The 19286-nt window shown below is 30.0% G+C and carries 15 protein-coding genes and 1 pseudogene; 3 read left to right on the top strand and 13 right to left on the bottom strand.

What is annotated here, in order from left to right; all coding sequences use genetic code 11:
• Positions 1–44: 44 nt before the first annotated feature.
• A complete protein-coding gene (gene folP / locus E6771_RS00880) occupies positions 45–863 on the bottom strand; it encodes a dihydropteroate synthase (RefSeq protein WP_316088931.1) in 819 nt (272 codons plus the stop codon).
• Between the two features lie 209 nt (positions 864–1072).
• On the opposite strand from folP, the gene ahpC reads away from it, so the two are divergent.
• Both ahpC and E6771_RS00870 read left to right on the top strand, forming a co-directional pair.
• Complete coding sequence (ahpC, locus tag E6771_RS00875) at positions 1073–1633, top strand: alkyl hydroperoxide reductase subunit C (RefSeq protein ID WP_005949472.1); 561 nt, start codon at positions 1073–1075, stop codon at positions 1631–1633.
• A gap of 99 nt (positions 1634–1732) precedes the next feature.
• The gene (locus tag E6771_RS00870; protein ID WP_316088930.1) at positions 1733–3364 is read left to right on the top strand and encodes an FAD-dependent oxidoreductase; all 1632 of its coding nucleotides are present in this window, start codon (positions 1733–1735) and stop codon (positions 3362–3364) included.
• A gap of 45 nt (positions 3365–3409) precedes the next feature.
• Here the strand turns inward: E6771_RS00870 and kduD are convergent, their stop codons facing one another.
• Positions 3410–4183, bottom strand: coding sequence for a 2-dehydro-3-deoxy-D-gluconate 5-dehydrogenase KduD (gene kduD, locus E6771_RS00865; protein ID WP_316088929.1), 774 nt, complete (start codon positions 4181–4183; stop codon positions 3410–3412).
• A gap of 33 nt (positions 4184–4216) precedes the next feature.
• Positions 4217–4357, bottom strand: a pseudogene (locus tag E6771_RS00860) (5-dehydro-4-deoxy-D-glucuronate isomerase); the annotation flags it as partial.
• 206 nt (positions 4358–4563) lie between these two features.
• Between E6771_RS00860 and E6771_RS00855 the strand changes: the two are divergent.
• On the top strand, positions 4564–5337 hold the full coding sequence (locus E6771_RS00855) for an IclR family transcriptional regulator (protein ID WP_316088928.1): 774 nt from the start codon (positions 4564–4566) through the stop codon (positions 5335–5337).
• Positions 5338–5471: 134 nt separating this feature from the next.
• Here E6771_RS00855 and folK read toward each other — a convergent pair whose 3' ends face one another.
• The 10 genes from folK to rpsP form a co-directional block, all read right to left on the bottom strand.
• Positions 5472–6320 carry a 2-amino-4-hydroxy-6-hydroxymethyldihydropteridine diphosphokinase gene (gene folK / locus E6771_RS00850; RefSeq protein WP_316088927.1) on the bottom strand — a complete coding sequence of 283 codons (849 nt, stop codon included), beginning with the start codon at positions 6318–6320 and terminating at the stop codon, positions 5472–5474.
• A gap of 18 nt (positions 6321–6338) precedes the next feature.
• Positions 6339–6890, bottom strand: coding sequence for a GTP cyclohydrolase I FolE (gene folE / locus E6771_RS00845; RefSeq protein ID WP_316089039.1), 552 nt, complete (start codon positions 6888–6890; stop codon positions 6339–6341).
• 24 nt (positions 6891–6914) lie between these two features.
• Positions 6915–7946 carry a PTS sugar transporter subunit IIC gene (locus tag E6771_RS00840; protein WP_316088926.1) on the bottom strand — a complete coding sequence of 344 codons (1032 nt, stop codon included), beginning with the start codon at positions 7944–7946 and terminating at the stop codon, positions 6915–6917.
• Between the two features lie 61 nt (positions 7947–8007).
• Complete coding sequence (glyS, locus tag E6771_RS00835) at positions 8008–10080, bottom strand: glycine--tRNA ligase subunit beta (protein WP_316088925.1); 2073 nt, start codon at positions 10078–10080, stop codon at positions 8008–8010.
• A 56-nt stretch (positions 10081–10136) separates the two neighbouring features.
• Complete coding sequence (glyQ, locus tag E6771_RS00830) at positions 10137–11006, bottom strand: glycine--tRNA ligase subunit alpha (protein ID WP_005949433.1); 870 nt, start codon at positions 11004–11006, stop codon at positions 10137–10139.
• A 13-nt stretch (positions 11007–11019) separates the two neighbouring features.
• Positions 11020–11475, bottom strand: a complete 456-nt coding sequence (gene lspA / locus E6771_RS00825; RefSeq protein WP_316088923.1) for a signal peptidase II — start codon at positions 11473–11475, stop codon at positions 11020–11022.
• Between the two features lie 8 nt (positions 11476–11483).
• A complete protein-coding gene (gene ileS, locus E6771_RS00820) occupies positions 11484–14285 on the bottom strand; it encodes an isoleucine--tRNA ligase (protein WP_316088922.1) in 2802 nt (933 codons plus the stop codon).
• A 2-nt stretch (positions 14286–14287) separates the two neighbouring features.
• Entirely contained in the window at positions 14288–16693 is a 2406-nt protein-coding gene (locus E6771_RS00815; protein WP_316088921.1) for an ATP-binding protein, read from the bottom strand.
• A 3-nt stretch (positions 16694–16696) separates the two neighbouring features.
• On the bottom strand, positions 16697–18862 hold the full coding sequence (locus E6771_RS00810; protein WP_316088920.1) for a Tex family protein: 2166 nt from the start codon (positions 18860–18862) through the stop codon (positions 16697–16699).
• A 141-nt stretch (positions 18863–19003) separates the two neighbouring features.
• Positions 19004–19267, bottom strand: coding sequence for a 30S ribosomal protein S16 (gene rpsP / locus E6771_RS00805; protein WP_316088918.1), 264 nt, complete (start codon positions 19265–19267; stop codon positions 19004–19006).
• Positions 19268–19286: the final 19 nt, after the last annotated feature.

Here is a 19286-nt window from a genome sequence, read left to right as displayed (position 1 = left end):
GATAAACTAAAATGTAATATTTTTTTAGTTTATCCACTTTTGTTTTATCTTCTTACTATTCTATCTGCTACCATAGCAGCTCTTTTATTTTCAAGTACATCATGTACCCTGACTATATCTACTCCTTTTTCTATCCCTATTACAGTTGTAGCAATAGTTCCTTCTACTCTCTGGTCTACTGGAACATCATTTAGTATAGTTCCAATAAATTTTTTTCTGGAAGCTCCTAAAAGTATTCTTCCCATATCTCTTAATTCTTCCATTCTGCTTAATACTTTCAAATTAAGCTCTATATCTTTTCCAAAGCCTATTCCTGGATCAAGTATTATCTTTTCTCTGTCTATCTCATACTTATCTGCTATTTCATATGTTCTCTTAAAAAATTTTCTCATACTTAAAATTATATCTTCTTCATATATCTTATTATTTTGATTATGCATAGCTACCAATGGAACATCATATTTTTTTATTAGTTCTGCCATTTCTCCTCTGTCATATTGCAATCCCCATATATCATTGACTATATGTGCCCCTGCTTTCAATGCTACTTCTGCCACCTTATACTTATATGTATCTACAGAAATTATTATATCTAATTCTGAGTTTATCTTTTTTATTACAGGAATCACTCTCATTATTTCCTCTTCCACTGATATCTGCTCATGTCCTGGTCTTGTTGACTCGCCACCTATATCTATTATATCAGCTCCATCTTTTATCAATTTTTCAGCCCGTTTTACAGCTGTTTCTATATTTATATATTTTCCTCCATCAGAAAAAGAATCTGGTGTTACATTAAGTATTCCCATAATTAAAGTTCTTTTTCCTAGCTCAATACTTTTCTCTCTACATTTAAGAAACATTTTTCTCCTTTCTTTTATTATAAATTTTTTCAAATAAAAAAATAACTTTATATATAGATTTTAATATATGAAGAAAATAAAAACAAGAAAATACTAAAAAAATTCTTGACATAATGAGTAATTAATTATATAATCAAAATATAATAATTACAAATTGAAAGTAATTACAAAATAAAGTAATTCAAAATTAACTAAGGAGGAAGAAAATTATGTCATTAATTGGTAAAAAAGTATCAGAATTTAAAACAATGGCTTACCATATGGGAGACTTTAAAGAAATAACTAATGAATCTATGAAAGGGAAATGGGCAGCAGTAGTATTTTATCCAGCTGATTTTACATTTGTATGTCCTACTGAGCTTGAAGATTTGGCAGAACATTATGAACAATTTAAAGCTGAAGGTTGTGAGGTATATTCAGTTTCTACAGATACTCACTTTGTACACAAAGCTTGGCATGATACATCTGATAGAATAAAGAAAGTTCAATATCCTATGCTTGCTGATCCTACTGGAAAACTTGCTAGAGATTTTGAAGTTATGATAGAAGAAGAAGGTTTAGCTTTAAGAGGAAGTTTTATCATTAATCCAGAAGGAGTCATCGTTGCTTATGAAGTACATGATAACGGTATTGGAAGAGAAGCTGGAGAACTCCTTAGAAAACTTCAGGCAGCTAAATTTGTAGCTGAACATGGAGAAGTTTGTCCTGCTAAATGGAAACCTGGTAGTGATACTATAAAACCAACTATTGACCTTGTTGGAAAACTTTAAAAGTATAAAAGAGGAAGACTGAAAGAGAATCATTCAGATGTCTCCTCTTTTTTTAAATATAATCTTTTAATAATAAATAATACATAGAAAGGAAATAATATGGAAAAAATTTATGATTTAATTGTAATAGGAGGAGGTCCTTCTGGGTTATCAGCAGGTATATATGCTGGAAGAGCTATGTTGGATGTTCTTATCATAGAAAAAGATAAAGCTGGTGGACAAATTTGTCTTACTAATGAAATAGTTAATTATCCTGGAATAACTGAAATATCTGGAAGTGAATTTGGAGCTCAGTTAAAAAAACAAGCTGAGAATTTTGGAGTAGAATTTGTATCTTCTGAAGTAAAGGATATGGATTTTTCTCAAGATATAAAAGTATTAAAAACTACTTCTGGGGATTATAAAGCTCTTTCAGTAGTGATTGCTACTGGAGCTTCTCCTAGAAAACTTAATTTTCCTGGAGAAGAGGAATATACTGGAAGAGGAGTAGCATATTGTGCTACCTGCGATGGAGAATTCTTTACAGGAATGGAAGTATTTGTAGTAGGAGCAGGTTTTGCTGCTGCTGAAGAAGCAATTTTTCTTACAAAATATGCTACTAAAGTGACAATTATAGCAAGAGAACCTGAATTTACATGTGCTAAATCAATAGCTGAAAAAGTTTTAAACCATCCAAAAATAGAAGTCAAATTCAACACTGAATTACTTGAAGCTAAAGGAGATATTCAATTGAGAAGTGCTGTATTTAAAAATAATATAACTGGAGAAGTATCTGAATATAAAGCTCAAGATGGAAAATCTTTTGGAATATTTATCTTTGTTGGCTATGAACCTCAAAGTAAACTTTTCAAAGAGTATATACAGTTGGATCAATATGGCTTTATTCCTACTGATGAAGATTTATCAACTAATATTAAAGGAATATATGCAGCTGGGGATATCAGACCTAAAAAACTTAGACAGCTTGTTACTGCTGTTTCAGATGGAGCTATTGCTGCTGTAAATATTGAAAAATATGTTCATGAATTGAGAGAAAAACTTGGTATGACTAAGGAAGAAAAAGAAATCGAAAAATCTTCACAAGCTCAAATCAAAGAAGTAGAATTGCTGGACAGTAGCCTCAAAGAACAGCTTGGAGATATTGTTTCAAGATTTGAAAATAATATTGAACTTGTTGTTATCAAAGATTCTTCTATAGAAAAGTCTTCAATGATTGAATCTATGGTAAAAGAAATATCTTCTGTTTCAAGCAAGCTGAAATTCACTTCTTTTGAAAAAGGAGAAAATCCTGAACTTGAAAAGAAAATTAAAGCAGACAGATTTCCTACAATAGCTATTTTAGACAAAAATGGAGATTTCTCTGGAATAAAATTCTCATCTCTTCCTAGTGGACATGAGTTAAATTCTTTTATTCTTGCTATGTACAACATTGCAGGACCAGGTCAAAAAATATCTGAAGATACTATGAAAAATATCAAAAATATTTCTTCACCTGTAAATATAAAAATAGGTATATCACTCAGCTGTACTAAGTGTCCAGAGACTGTTCAGGCAGCACAAAAGATAGCTGTAGAAAACAAGAATGTAAATGTAGAAGTTATTGATGTATTTACATTCCCAGATTTCAAAGAAAAATATGATATTATGAGTGTACCAGCTATGATAATCAATGACAAAGATACTTTCTTTGGGCAGAAAAATATAGATGAAGTCATAGAAATATTGAAATAGGTAAGTAAAAAAGAGTAATCTTATAAGACTACTCTTTTTTAAATTCTACCTAACCAGCCATCCACCATCTACAGCTAGTATATGACCATTTACATAATCTGAAGCTTTGCTTGCCAAAAATACTATTGCTCCCATTAACTCAGATGGTTCCGCCCATTTATTTGCTGGTATTCTGCTTAATATCTCAGCATTTCTCTTTTCATCTGCTCTTATAGGTGCTGTATTTGCTGTTTTTATATACCCAGGAGCTATTGCATTAACTTGAATATTCTTACATGCCAGTTCATTTGCAAAAGCCTTAGTCAATCCAGCAACTCCATGCTTACTGGCTGTGTATGGAGGTACAAATTTTCCTCCTTGAAATGAAAGCATTGAAGCTACATTTATTATTTTTCCGCTTTCTTGAGCTGCCATTATTTTAGCTACATCTTGACTCATGTAATAAACTGCATTTAGATTGATATTCATTACAGCTTCCCAATCAAAATCTTTATATTCCAGTAAAGGAGCTCTTCTTATAGTTCCAGCATTATTTACTAATATATCTATTTTTCCATAGACCCTCATACATTCCTGTACTGCTGCAGTAACTTGGGCTCTGTCTGTTAAATCTGCCTGAAAAAAATGAATTTTTCTTCCTTCTGCTTCTACAAGTTTTCTTGTTTCTTCCCACTCTTTATCATAAGTAGTAACAAACAAATCTGCTCCTGCTCTAGCAAATGCCACAACATATGCCTGTCCTAGTCCTGTATTCCCTCCTGTTACAATTGCTATTTTTCCTTTCAAAGAGAAAAAGTCCATTGAAAATTCGTTTAACATTTTTTGCCTCCTAATAAAATATATATTTCAACTTTATCTTATATCTTTCATTGCTACATGATCCATATCTGTAAAGGTTTGATTCTCTCCAACCATTCCCCATATAAATGTATAACTTGCTGTTCCCACACCACTGTGAATTGACCAAGATGGAGATATTATTGTTTCTTTATTCATAATTTTTTAACCTCCACTTTTATTCTTAATTACGAACTAGTTCGTAATTAAGAATAAATAAAATATACTATAAACTTTTTTATAAGTCAATCATTATTTTTTATTGTCATATTACAAATTTTTAAAATTGAAATTTCAATAGCTTTTTCTTATTTTTTTTGTTAAGATATTAAATAGAATTATTTTTAAGAAAGAAGGAAAAAATGGAAACTTTATTACATAATCCTACAGAAAGAGTCACAAATATCTTACAAATTATAGCTAAAAATTCTGGAAAATTAAATTTTTCAAGTATTTCAAAATTGACTAATATGCCTAAAAGTACCTTATCTCCTATTTTAAAAACTTTAGTCGAACTTGAATTTTTAGTTTTAGATCCTATTTCTCAAACTTATTCTGTTGGTTTAGCTACTTTTCAAGTAGGACAGACTTATTTAGAAAATGTAAATGGTCTTGAAATTATAAAGTCTCATATGAGATCAATAGTTGCTCAATGTAATGAGACTTGTCAAATAGGAATAAATCATAATAATGAAGTTCTTTATTTGACAAAAGTAGAATGTTCTCTCCCTATAAAGTTAATGTCTTCTATAGGAAGAAATCTTCCTCTATATTGTACAGGACTTGGAAGAGTACTCCTTTGTAAGTATTCAGAAGATGAAATAAGAAAGTTATATTCTAATGGAATTAGTCAGTTTACAGAAAATACTATCACAGATATAGAGGAGTTACTCGAAATTATAAAAAAAGCTAAAATCAATAAATTTGCTGAAGAATTCGGAGAAGTTACCTCTGATGCATGCTGTATAGCTGTTCCCATAATGATAAATAATAAGATAAATGCTGCTATGGGAGTCAGTCTTCCAATTTTTAGAACTAATCAAAAAGGAATTATAAAAATAAGAAATCTTTTAAAGGAACATTCATTATTAATTTCAAAAGAATTAGAAAATTTAAATATAAAAAGTATTATTTAATAAAAAATAGAAATCATTTTATAGATTTTTACTAATTTTTTTAATAGAAAAAGCTGACATGAAAAAATTCAAGTCAGCTTTTTTAGTGATAGTAATTGAGCTATTCTAAGTTTATAACAGATCTCTTTTTTATTTTAACTTAATATTTCATTTTCTTTTTCGTCTGTAGCTTCATCTAAAATTCTTTTTAGATTAAAAATTGTTTTTTTCTCTAAAGGATGAATTATATTTGGAGCTATTTCACACAGTGGTTCAAGCACAAAACTTCTATCACACATCCATGGATGGGGTACAGCCAAATCATCATCTTCTATTACTTCTTTATCAAAAAGAAGCATATCTATATCAATAATTCTGGGTCCCCATTTTTTTATTCTTTTTCTTCCCATTTCTTCTTCTATTCCTAAAAGTTCTTTTAATAGTTCATGAGGATATAATAACGTTTTTATTTCTAAACAAGCATTAAGAAAATCATCCTGCTCCTTTATTCCAAAGGGCTCTGTCTCGATAATTGTGCTTGTTTTGATTACATTTGTTTGTTTTATTAAACCTATTTTTTCTATGGCTGTAAGAAGATTTTGTTTTTTATCTCCCATATTAGATCCAATAGAAAGATACACTGTATGCCTTTTTCTTGTTATCTCTACAGCTACATTTTCAAAATGCATCTGCAAAGGTGCCCAAGGTTTCTTTACTGTCACTTTTACTTCAGAAATCAAAGGATATTTACTTAATATCATCTCTGCTATATCTTCAGCACAAGTTTCAATTAAATCTATGCTTTTTCCAGTAAATATTTCTCCTATATCATTAGCCACAAGTCCATAATGTGTAGACTTTTTCAAATTACCAGTTTTTCCAGCTTCCCTTGTTGATGTTGTCATTTCTGCTGAAACTAAAAACTTCTGTCCTAGTTTTTTCTCTTCAGGAAATACTCCATGATACGCTATAAATTCAAGGTTGTTGATATATATTTTATCCATGACATTCTCCATAAAAATTTATTTTAATAATGAAAAAATTTCCATTCTTCTAACAGTATCATCTTCAAATATTCCTTTGTAAGAAGTTGTTACTATTTCACTGTTTACTCTCTTTTCTCCTCTCATAGTCATACACATATGTTTAGCTTTTATAACTACCATAACTCCCTGACAATTAAGAGTATCATATATTGTATCAACTATTTGAGATCCTAATCTTTCTTGTATTTGAGGTCTTTTAGAAAGTATATCTATTACTTTTATTATATCACCAAATCCCACTATTTTGCCATTTGGAATATATGCTATATCTATTTTACCAAATATAGGAAGAAAATGATGTTCACACATAGAATAGAAATCTATATTCTTTTCTATTATCAGGTCATTTTTTTCTACTTCAAATGTTCTTTTAAGCATATCTTCAGGATTTTGAAGCAGCCCTGAAAAAAGCTCAGTATAACTTTGTGCGATTCTCTTTGGAGTATCCTTCAATCCTTCTCTCTCTATACTTTCCCCCAAAGCATCCAGTATATCTTTAAAGGCATTTTCTATTTTATTTACATCTATTTTTTTCATTTTTCTCCTTTGAAATTACAAATCTAATTTCAAGTCTCCATCTTTTATCCAATTTTTCTTTCTCATAAAGCTAGCTATTGCAAGAGTAAGAATAGCTGGAAGAATAAAATGAAGTATAAGTATTCCTATATAAAGAGATGTCCCTCCTCTTCCTAAGCCCTCCATAGTAGAAAAAGTTCCAAATTGTCCAACTAGTCCACTTGTTCCCATTCCTGCTGCTATTGGAATATTTTGATATTTCAATATTACAGTTGATACTGGACCTAATATAGCTGAAGCCAATGTAGGAGGTATCCATATTTTCCAGTTCTTAACAATATTCCCTATTTGCAGCATTGAAGTTCCAAGCCCCTGTGCTGCAAGACCTCCCCATCCATTTTCTTTAAAGCTCATTACTGCAAATCCAACCATTTGTGCTGAACATCCTACTGTAGAAGCTCCAGCAGCAAGTCCACTCAGTCCTATCATCATACACAGTGCTGCACTGCTGATAGGAAGTGTCAAAGCTATTCCCACTACTACTGATACTATAATTCCCATATAAAATGGCTGAAGCTCTGTTGTATACATTATGAAAGCTCCAAATGCTTCCATGAATTTTGCTACCCCAGGTCCTACATAATATACTACTAATGCTCCTGTTAAGATTGTAACTGCTGGGGTCACTATTATATCTATTTTTGTTTCTTTTGATATCATTTTTCCAAATTCTGCCCCTACTACTGCTCCTATAAAGGCCCCTACTGGTCCACCATAAATAGCTCCCGCTGCTCCAGTTATTGTAGATGAAAACAATACAAGATGAGGTGCCTGAAGTCCATAAGCAACAGCTACTCCAATTGCTGATCCTGTCATATCTCTTGCTATTTTCCAGATAACATCTGTAAGAAAGGTTATTCCCAGTTTTCCTCCAATTGTATTAAGTATAGTTCCTATAAGAAGTGTTGAAAAAAGTCCTAAAGCCATATGACTGAAAGCATCTATACAATATCTCTTTACTGTTATCTCTATATTTTTCCTTTTAAAAAAACTTTTTAATGATTTCACTTTTTTCCCCTTTATACTTTTATGAGAAGAGCCTGATTTCTCAGGCTCTTTAAGTATTCTATTATCTTTCCTCTATTTGATTAAGGTCAGCCATTTTTATAAATAAATCAGCTAAAAATTTAAGTTGAGAAAGTCTGTTGTTCTTAACATCTTCATCTTTATCCATTACCATTACTTCATCAAAATATCTGTTAATAATATCTTTGCCTGAAACTATAGCTTGAAGATATTTATTGTAATCTTTGTTATTTAAAGCATCTATCACTTTTGAGTTTAGCTCTAATGAAAAATTATATAATTCAGTCTCTACTGGTTCTTTAAATAAATCTTGATTTATAATACCTTTTTCATGATCTTTAGAAATATTCCCTACTCTTTTCAACACTGGAAGTAGTGTTTTAAATACTTCTTCTTTAGTAAAAGATTCTAAAGTTTTTATTTTTTCTAAAGCTTCTACAGCATTATCACTATCAGTATTGAGAACAGCTGTAACTATATCTTTACTGTATTTCATTTCAGTAAAGATATTCATTTCTCTTTGTTTAAAGAATTCCAATACTTCTGTAAGAACAATTTCTCTATCTCTTTTTAATACTTCACACCCTTGAAGGGCATCTAATGCTTTTCCTGTTAATGCTTTTAAAGAGATATCTAATCTTGAATTAAGTATTATATTTACAATTCCAAGAGCTGCTCTTCTCAAAGCAAATGGATCTTTTGATCCACTTGGAATAACTCCTACTCCAAAGCATCCTACCAATGTATCTATTCTATCAGATATTCCAGTTACTATCCCTTCTAATTCTATAGGAAGACTATCTCCTTGAAACCTTGGATAATAGTGTTCTTTTATACCAAGAGAAACTTCCTTCCCCTCTCCTGATTTAAGTGCATAATCTGCCCCCATAAACCCTTGAAGTTTAGTAAATTCTTTTTCTCCTATCATATTAGAAACAAGATCTGCTTTAGCAAGCAATACAGTTCTTAATATACTGTCTTTTCTATCATTATATCCTAGAGTATCTATTAAATACTTAGCTATTTCTGTAGCTCTTTCTATTTTTGAATAGATAGTTCCAAGATCTTTTTGGAATACTACTGTTTTTAATTTTTCTATATTATCAGCAAGAGGTGATTTTAAATCTTCCTGATAGAAGAATCTAGCATCAGCAAGTCTTGCAGATAATACTTTTTCATTTCCTTTTCTTACTTGTTCAGAAGTTTCTATCCCATTTCTAACAACTACAAATTTAGGGAGAAGTCTTCCATTTGAATCAAGTATAGGAAAATATCTTTGATGTACTTCCATGGATATTATAAGAACTTCTTGTGGAACTTCAAGGAAATCTGAATTAAAACTTCCTACTATAGGACAAGGATATTCTATAAGATTAGTTACCTCATTTAAAAGTTCATCTTCTACAAGCACCTGTTCTCCAGAATTTGTGCAATTTTCATTAATAAGTTTTTTGATAAGAGCTTTTCTTTCTTCAATATCTATTATTACATTATTTTCTCTTATTTTTTTAAAATATTCATCTATAGTATTAACTTCAAATTCTTTACCAAAGAATCTGTGTCCCTTAGATTTATTTCCACTTTCCATTCCTTCAATTTCAAATTTTACAACTTCATTATTACAAAGTGCTAAAAACCACTGTATAGGTCTGGCAAATCTTAACTTTTTATCTGACCAAGTCATAGATTTTTGAAAATTTAATTCTAATACAAGACTTTTTAATATTTCAGGAAGAAGTTCCTTTGTTTCTTTTCCTTCCATAAATTTTCTTGCTGCTATATATTCACCCTTTGGAGTACTTATTATTTCAAGATCTTCTGCTTCTATTCCTTGAGATTTAGCAAATCCAAGTCCTGCTCTAGATATCTCTCCATTACTTCCATAAGCTACATTTTTAGCTGGTCCCATATTCACTATATTAAGATCTTCTTGCTGCTCTCCCAGTTCCCATACATCCAAAATTAATCTTCTTGGAGTTCCATAAGTTTTTATACTCTTAAAACTAATTCTTTCTTCTTTTAATTTCGCTTCTAAATTATTTTTTAAATCTTTCAATGCCTGATTTAAAAATCTTGCAGGCAGTTCTTCCATTCCAATTTCAAATAGTAATCTCAATGTTCTTCCTCCTCTTCCATTTCAAACCATTCTAATAAAATATTTTTTTAAATCAACTATTTTTTTAAAAGAGGGTACCCTAGATCCTTTCTATTTTGTACATAAACTTCAGCACATCTTCTTGCTAAGTTTCTAACCCTTAAGATATAAGCCATTCTCTCAGTTGTAGATATAGCTCCTCTTGAATCTAAAACGTTAAATGTATGAGAGCATTTTAATACATAATCGTAAGCTGGTAAAACCAATCCTGCGTCTAAAATTTTAGCTGCTTCTTTCTCATATTCATCAAACCATTTGAAATGGCTTTCTAAATCTGCTAATTCAAATGAATACTTTGAGTTTTCATATTCAAACTGAAATCTCATATCTCCATATTTTACACCAGGAGCCCATTCTAAATCATATACATTTTCTTTATTTTGAATATAAAGAGCAAGTCTTTCTAATCCATAAGTTATTTCTACAGGAATAGGATCTAATTCTAAGCCTCCTACTTGCTGAAAATACGTAAATTGAGTAACTTCCATACCATCTAACCACACTTCCCAGCCAAGTCCCCAAGCACCTAAAGTTGGAGATTCCCAGTCATCCTCAACAAAACGAATATCATGTTTTTCAGGATCTATTCCCAATACTTTTAAACTTTCAAGATAAAGTTCTTGAATATTTAAAGGAGATGGTTTCATAATAACCTGAAATTGATGATGCTGATAAACTCTGTTGGGATTTTCTCCATATCTTCCATCCTTTGGTCTTCTTGATGGTTCTACATAAGCAACATTCCATGGTTCAGGTCCCAAAGACATTAAAAATGTATTAGGATTAAATGTTCCTGCACCTTTTTCTATGTCGTAAGGATTCCCTAATACACATCCTTTAGAACTCCAGTATTTCTGAAGAGCAAAAATTATCTCTTGAAATGTCATTTTTAATCCTCCTCTATTTTTTCTTCTTTTTTTCTGCAAAAAAGTAATCTAGAAGTATCAATATAACTCCTATATTTATCCATACATCAGCTAGATTGAAAACAAAAGACCAGACACCTCTAAAATCTATCATATCAATGACAAATCCTCTCCATATTCTGTCTATCATATTTCCTATTGCTCCAGCTAAAACAAAAGTAAAACCTAACTTTTCTAATAAAAGCATTTTATTTCTGCCCTTATACAAATAATATGCAATAGCTACAATTGCTATAACTGTAGCTATACTTATTACATCAAGTTTTCCTTGAAACATCCCAAAGGCTATTCCTCTATTTTTTACATATGTAAAGTGAAAAAAATCAGTCAATACACCAATAGTATCTCCCTCAAAAAAGTTTTTATCCACAATGTATTTAGATATTTGGTCTAATAGAACCAGTATAAAGACTAAAATTATATAGATCATATTCTCTCCTAATTATTCTTTAGTACACTTGTGCATCTTGGACAAAGAGTTGGATATTCAGGATCTTTTCCAAGTTCAGTAGAATATTTCCAGCATCTTTCACATTTTTCTCCATCAGCATGAAGTACTTTAATATAAATATCTTGAGCTTCTTCTCCTCTTACAAAACTATCATCTGTATTTTCTGTAATTTCTACTTCTGAAACAATAAGAGCAAGTTCAAGTTTTTCTCTATTTTCAATTAAGAATTTCTGTATTTCTGCATCTGTTGAATGGAGTATTACTTTAGCATCTAATGAATTCCCAATTATTCTATTTTCTCCCTGTCTTGCTTTTTCAAGTATTTTATTAACTTCTTTTCTTACTTTAATTATTTCTGTCCATTTATTTTCTATCTCTGGATTTAAGTATTGATCATTTTCTTTATACCAATCAGTCAGCAGAACAGATTCACTGTCTTTTAATACTTCTGGCAGAGTTTCCCATATTTCTTCAGAAGTAAATGAAAGTATAGGAGTTATCATTTTAGTAAGAGTGACTAGAATTTCTGTCATAACAGTTTGAGCAGCCCTTCTTTCTACTGAGTTAGTTCCTTCAGTATATAATCTGTCTTTTATTATATCAAGATAAAATGCAGACATATCTATTCCAGCAAAATAATGAATATCTTGGAAAAGGTTGTAAAATTCATATCTATCATAATTTTCTGTTACTTTTCTTTTTAGTATTTCTAACTTATTTAATGCCCATTTATCTATTTCCATCAATTGTTCATATGAAACTTTATCTGTATTAGGATCAAAGTCATTACTATTTCCTAATATATATCTTGCCGTGTTTCTTACTCTCCTGTATGCCTCAGCCATTTGTTTTAAGATATTCTCTGATATTTTAACATCTTCTCTGTAATCTACAGAAGCACACCATAATCTAAGTATATCTGCTCCATATAATTTTATTACATCAGATGGAACTACTGTATTTCCAACTGATTTTGACATTTTTTTCCCTTCTCCATCATTTACAAATCCATGAGTTAATATTTTTTTAAATGGTGCATCATATGTTGATCCAATGGAAGTTAAAAGAGATGTTTGAAACCATCCTCTGTGCTGATCTGATCCTTCCAGATACATATCAGCTGGTCTGTGTAAAAGTTCTCCTCTTGTTTCAAGCACTGCTCTATGAGATACCCCTGAATCAAACCAAACATCCATAATATTTGTTTCTTTTCTAAGTTCCAATCCTTTAAGCCCATATTTTTCTATCAACTCATCACCAATAAGTTCTTCAGCTGGATATTTAAGCCATGCTGCTGTTCCTTCTTTTTTAACTATTTCAATTACTTTTCTAAGTATTTCTTTATTAAATATCTCTTTTCCATTTGCTTCATTGAAGAATACTGGAATTGGAACACCCCACACTCTTTGTCTTGAGATACACCAGTCAGGTCTTGTTTCAATCATAGATCCAATTCTACTTCTTCCCCAAGCTGGTATAAATTCTACATTATTTAGAGCTTTTAAAGCTCTTTCTCTTATATCTGAACCTTCAACATTCACAAACCATTGTTCTGTAGCTCTGAATATAACAGGAGTTTTTGATCTCCAATCATGAGGATAAGAGTGCTCTATCATTTTTAATTTCAATAGATGTCCTGATTTTTCTAAGTGAGCACATATTGCTTTATTAGCCTGTACATAAAATAATCCAGCAAATTCTCCTGCTTCTTCTGTTAATACTCCTTTGTTATTAATAGGAGAAATAATTGGAAGGCCATATCTAATTCCTACTACATAGTCATCTTGTCCATGACCAGGGGCAGTATGTACACATCCTGTACCTGCATCAGCAGTTACATGAGTACCAAGTATAATAATTCCTGTTCTATCTAAAAATGGATGCTGATATGTAGTTCTTTCTAAATCTTTACCTTGAAATTCTTTTATTAATTCAAACTGTTCAAGATCCATTTCAGTAAATGCTTTTTCTGCAAGGTCTTTTCCTAGTATCAGATTTCCTTTTTCAGTTTTATAAACACCATACTCAAAGTCTGGATTTAAACTTATAGCTACATTTGCAGGTAAAGTCCAAGGAGTAGTTGTCCATATTACCACCCATGCTTCTTCAGTAAGTCCTAATCTTTCTAAAAGATCAGCATTAGCTTTCATTCTTACATATATTGAAGGAGATGATACATTTTTATATTCTATTTCTGCTTCTGCTAAAGCTGTTTCTGTAACTGGTGACCAATATATAGGTTTTAGTCCTTTAAAAATATATCCATTTTCATAAAGTTCTCCAAATACTTCTAATTGTTTAGCCTCATACTCTGGATTCAGAGTAAGATATGGATTTTCCCAATCCCCTAATATTCCTAATCTTATAAATCCTTCTTTTTGAATTCCTACCCATTTTTTAGCATACTCAGCACACAATTCTCTGATTTTTACTGCTGACATTTCTTTAGCTTTTGATCCTAATTTTTCAGTAACTTTTAACTCTATAGGAAGTCCATGTGTATCCCATCCAGGTACATAGGGTACTTTATATCCTCTTAATCTTTTATATTTTAAGATTATATCTTTAAGAATCTTATTCAAAGCATGCCCTATATGAATTTCTCCATTTGCATATGGAGGTCCATCATGCAGAATAAAAGTTTGTGTACCTTTCTTCAAGCCTTTTGAATAAATATCTTTTTCCTGCCACATTTTAATAAACTTAGGTTCCTTATTTGGAAGATTAGCTTTCATTTGAAAGCTCGTCTTCGGAAGGTTCAATGTAGCACCATAATCTTTTTCGCTCATCGTTAAATCTCCTCCTTATATACATTTAAAGTTATTTTTACATCTGTTCCTTCATCTATTTTAGATGAAAGTTTAATTACTCCATGATGGTTTTTTATAATTCTATCAACTATTGCAAGTCCTAATCCAGGAGTATTTTCATTAAAACTTATAAATGGATCAAATATATTGGAAAGTTGTTTTTCAGTCATCCCAATTCCATTATCTATTATATTTATCCTTATTTTATCTATATTCTTATCTTTCATTACTATTAAATTAATCTTTTTACTGCTTATATTTTTATTTAAAACAGCTTGTTTAGCATTTTTTATTAACTCATGAAATACCTTTTCAAGCTGTTTTTTATCTCCCACTATCTTTCCATTATAATTGATAAACATAGAAAGTGTTATATTATTAGCTTCTAAATCAGGCTGCATTTTTTCTATTATGTCATATAAAAATTTTTCAAATTCTATTACTTCCATGTTATTTTCATAATTTTTAGAATATTCCTTTAATACAGAATTTTCATATTTTATTTTAATTACTTCATCCTTTATAGATTTTATTCCATCTTTAAGACAATCATTATTATGGTTACATTCTCCCATTTTTTTAAGAATAGAGAGCATTTTTTTTAATGAGTCTTCTCTTCTTCCAAAAAATCTATCTGCAAGTTTTCCAATTGTTGCAGTTCTTTCGTAATCAATTTTTTCCTCTTCCAACATTTTATTTCCAATTCTGATAGAAGTATTTATACATAATAATGTCATAAGCTCAGCTTCTTCTTGAGAGATTACATTGTCTTTTCCAAAATAATCAACAAGTATACATCCATAATTTCTAGACTCTGTATATACAGGAAATATCAAAAAATTATTAATTCCTAAACTTTTAAAAAGATCATTTCCAAGATTATACCTATATCCTTTATCATTGTGATAGATAATTCTCTTTTCCTTTAAGGCTTTTCCTAAAAGATTATCATATTTAAAAGGAACTTTAATTAAAGTAACTAACTTATTAAGGGTACTTATCTGGAATTCAAATCCATTACTCTCTTCTTTTTCAGCTTTCATAATATTATTTTTTACTATACTGTTTACATGAGAACATTCTCCCACAAGAGTATCTATTTCTCTACTGTATCTAAAATACATAGCTCTGCTGTACCCTAAGCCCATTTCCGAAGTAAATGCTGATTGTAGACTTCTCACAGTTAAATTTATATCATCTTCTATTTGTAAACCCATAAGAATTTTTTCAATAGCATCAATCCTATTAAGATTTTCTTGTAGTTTTATATTTTTTTCCTTCATAATTTCTTCATTATTTCTAACACTTTCAGCCATTTGCTCAAAAGATTTAGAGAGTGTTCTTATTTCTTCTACATCTTCACTTTTAAGAGTGAAATCATAATTTCCTTTACTTATTCCTTCTGCAGCATCTATAAGCTTGTTAAGAGGAGATAAAAGTTCATAAAATATACGTGCGCATATAGTTGTACTTGTTACTATAAGTCCTACTACTATTAAGAGTATTGAGAATGAAACTTTAACTTTTGTTCTAAGTATGCTGTCACCAGAAAGTGCTATTCCTATATTTCCTATATACTGTTTATTATAATTATGAATATTATACATTGAAAGATAGTAAGCTTTATTATTTATTGTTTTTTTTCCATAAAAATAATCATGTTCCCAGTTCAATCTCTTTTTAAAAAATCTTTCACCTTTTTTTAATTCCATATCTCCTAATTGATATGTATTATCAACCACTAAGAATATTTTATCTTCATCAGCTAAACCTACAAAATTTCTCAATTCATTTAAAACATTATCATTTATTGGCATAGTCATCACAATATATTTTTTTTTGCTATTATTCCCTTCTGAAGTATATGGTAAAAGTATTCTTGCATATATGTCTTTACCTACTTTTGAAAAATAATAATTACTCATTTCACTTTCACTTCTTGAAAGATTTCTTTCAAGTATATGTTTACTTCTTTCATCTATTCTGAAATAATCCTTTCCATTTCCAGATTCTCCTAGTGTAGTTCCATCAGCAGAAACTATAGTGATTAAACTTTCTGAATACATTTTAAGATTTTTTTTAGTAAGTTGGTTTCTTATAAGTTTTGCCACAGCATTATAAGTAATTGTATTATTTAAATTTTTTCCTGCAAGTACATTTATATTTCTAGATACTTGAAAAAGATCATCTTTTGCATTTATAATAGCAGCATTGTAACCTCTATTCAAAAGAATTATTTTATCTCTTCCTGAATCTACTACTTTATTTTCAAGACTTTCAAAAGAAATAAAAATCAGAAAAAGAGCAATAGTAACAGAAGTTATCATTATTGCTATATCATTATAAAATATTATTTTAATAAGAAGAGAATTCTTTTTTATTCTCATCAATTAAATCTCCTTTTTAGTTAATGCCACTCTTTCTCTCTCTTTATCTATATCTTTAATCCTAACTTTTATAATTTGTCCTACTGAAAGAACTTTGCTTGGATCATCTATGAACTTATTAGATATTTCAGAAATATGAAGTAACGCATCATTTTTTAGTCCAATATCCACAAAAGCCCCAAATTTAACAACATTTCTCACTGTTCCTTCTATTTCCATTCCTACTTGTAAATTTTCTATTTTAAGTATATCTGATTTCAATAAAGGTTTTTCAAAACTATCTCTAGGATCTCTCCTATCTCTAATAAGAGATTGATATATATCTTTTACAGTTTCTACTCCATATTCTTTTTCTTTAGCAAATGAAGTATAATCAAAAGACTTTAATTTTTCTCTTGCTCCATTTAAATCTTTTCTGTAGTTTTCTAATGTAAATCCTGCTTTTTCCAATATTTCTTTTGCTATATGATAAGATTCTGGATGAATTATTGTGTTGTCAAGAACATTTTCTCCATCAGGTATTACAAGGAATCCTGCCATTTGCTCATAAGCTTTTGCACCTACTCCTTTTACTTTAAGAAGCTGTTTCCTATTTTCAAAGTTCCCATTTTCTTTTCTATAATCAACGATGTTTTTAGCTATATTCTTTTTTATTCCTGAGATATGAGACAATAATGCCCAAGAAGCTGTATTAATATTAGCTCCCACATTGTTTACCACATAAGTTATTACAGAATCAAGAGATTCATCAAGACGCCCTTGATTGACATCATGCTGATACATCCCTACTCCTATTGATTTAGGGTCTATTTTTACAAGTTCGGCAAGAGGATCTTGTACTCTTCTACCAATAGAAATAGCTCCTCTTACAGTTACATCTAAGTCAGGAAATTCTTCTGCTGCTATTTTAGAAGCAGAATATATGGATGCTCCAGCTTCATTTGCTATAAGGTATTTTACAGAAAGATGATTTTTCTTTATTATATTTGCAACAAAACTTTCTGTCTCTCTTGAAGCTGTTCCATTACCTATAACAATTATATCTATCTCATATTTTTTTGCATAATCTACTATCCTTTTTTCAGCTTCAGCGAGTTGTTTTGGAGAATGCATCTCTTCAACAAGAAAAAACACATCTTTTTCTCTATAAAATCCATTTTTATCTATGACTGCTACTTTACATCCTGTTCTATATCCTGGATCAAGTGCCAGTACATTTTTTTCTTTTAAAGGTGCCTGCATTAAAAGGTTTTTAAGGTTTTCTTTAAATACAGCTATTGCTTCAAGTTCAGCCTTATCAGTAAGAATATTTCTTACTTCTCTTTCTATTGAAGGAAGAATAAGTCTATCTAAAGAATCTCCTATTATTTTGAGATAAGTTTCTTTTAGATTTTTATTAAGAAAATCCTTAAGTATTAAATTTTCTACTCTATTTCTGCTTATTTCATCAAGAGTCACAGAAACTGATAAAATATCTTCTTTTTCTCCTCTATTTACTGCAAGTATTCTGTGTGGAGGCATTTTAGAGACAGGCTCTTTATATTCATAATAATCTCCATATACTTTTTTGACATCTAGTTCTTTAGCCTTTTTAGTTTCCTTTGTAACTAAAATTCCAGATTTAAGCATTATTTCTCTAATCTGCTCTCTGTATACAGGAGTTTCAGATATATTTTGAGCAATTATGAGCATAGCTCCTTCTACAGCTTCTTCCACAGTAGAAACTTCTTCTGTTATAAATTCACCAGCTTTTTCCATTACTTTTTCCATTGTTGAAAGTTTCATCATTTCATCAGCAAGAGGTTCCAGTCCTCTTTCTTTAGCCACATCAGCTTTAGTTTTTCTTTTTTTTCTATATGGAAAATATATATCTTCCACTTCTTGAAGTTTTTCTGCTGCTTCAACACTTTTTTGTATTTCTTCAGTTAATTTTCCTTGTTCTTCAATTAATCTTATTACTTCTTCTTTTCTTTTTTCTAAGTTTCTAAGATAAGTTACACTTTCAAGTATTTTTCCTATTTCTATCTCATCCAAATTTTCAGTTACTTCTTTTCTATATCTTGAAATAAAAGGTACAGTCGCCCCTTCATCCAAAAGCTGCATTGTATTAGTAACTTGAGATATTTTTAGGCCTAAGTTTTTGGCTACTACATTATATATTTTTTCCATATTTCCCCTTCTTAAAATTATTATAAATTTTCACACGAATTTCTCTATATTATACCAAATCTTTTAATTGTTGTCTAACTAAAGATTAGAAAAAGAGGCTCTACACCTTGGTATAAAGCCTCCCTTTATAATATTTTCAGACTATTTTTTTTTAGTTTCTTCGAATTTTGCCCATACTCCTGCCTTAACTAAAATTGATTTTACAGTTCTAGTAGGTTGAGCTCCATTACTTAGGAATTTAATAATTTCTTCTTCTTTCAGTACTACTCTAGAATCTTCTAATGGGAAATAGTTACCTAAATAAGCAATAGCTTGCCCATCTCTTTTTGATAAAGCTTCCATAGCTACAATTCTATAAGAAGGTCTTTTTTTGTCTCCTAATCTTGTAAGTCTTAATTTTAACATTGTTTCACGTCTCCTTTTA

The sequence above is a fragment of the Fusobacterium sp. genome (assembly GCF_032477075.1).
Taxonomy (GTDB): domain Bacteria; phylum Fusobacteriota; class Fusobacteriia; order Fusobacteriales; family Fusobacteriaceae; genus Fusobacterium_A.
This window is presented reverse-complemented; position numbering and strand designations above follow the sequence as displayed.

Excerpts from the sequence above, each read along its gene's own strand:
- folP (WP_316088931.1), bottom strand. The coding sequence starts at position 863 with ATGTTTCTTAAATGTAGAGAGAAAAGTATTGAGCTAGGAAAAAGAACT.
- E6771_RS00855 (WP_316088928.1), top strand. The coding sequence starts at position 4,564 with ATGGAAACTTTATTACATAATCCTACAGAAAGAGTCACAAATATCTTA.
- rpsP (WP_316088918.1), bottom strand. The coding sequence starts at position 19,267 with ATGTTAAAATTAAGACTTACAAGATTAGGAGACAAAAAAAGACCTTCT.
- E6771_RS00815 (WP_316088921.1), bottom strand. The coding sequence starts at position 16,693 with ATGAGAATAAAAAAGAATTCTCTTCTTATTAAAATAATATTTTATAAT.
- lspA (WP_316088923.1), bottom strand. The coding sequence starts at position 11,475 with ATGATCTATATAATTTTAGTCTTTATACTGGTTCTATTAGACCAAATA.
- folK (WP_316088927.1), bottom strand. The coding sequence starts at position 6,320 with ATGGATAAAATATATATCAACAACCTTGAATTTATAGCGTATCATGGA.
- glyQ (WP_005949433.1), bottom strand. The coding sequence starts at position 11,006 with ATGACATTTCAAGAGATAATTTTTGCTCTTCAGAAATACTGGAGTTCT.
- E6771_RS00870 (WP_316088930.1), top strand. The coding sequence starts at position 1,733 with ATGGAAAAAATTTATGATTTAATTGTAATAGGAGGAGGTCCTTCTGGG.
- ahpC (WP_005949472.1), top strand. The coding sequence starts at position 1,073 with ATGTCATTAATTGGTAAAAAAGTATCAGAATTTAAAACAATGGCTTAC.
- E6771_RS00810 (WP_316088920.1), bottom strand. The coding sequence starts at position 18,862 with ATGGAAAAAATATATAATGTAGTAGCCAAAAACTTAGGCCTAAAAATA.
- kduD (WP_316088929.1), bottom strand. The coding sequence starts at position 4,183 with ATGTTAAACGAATTTTCAATGGACTTTTTCTCTTTGAAAGGAAAAATA.
- ileS (WP_316088922.1), bottom strand. The coding sequence starts at position 14,285 with ATGAGCGAAAAAGATTATGGTGCTACATTGAACCTTCCGAAGACGAGC.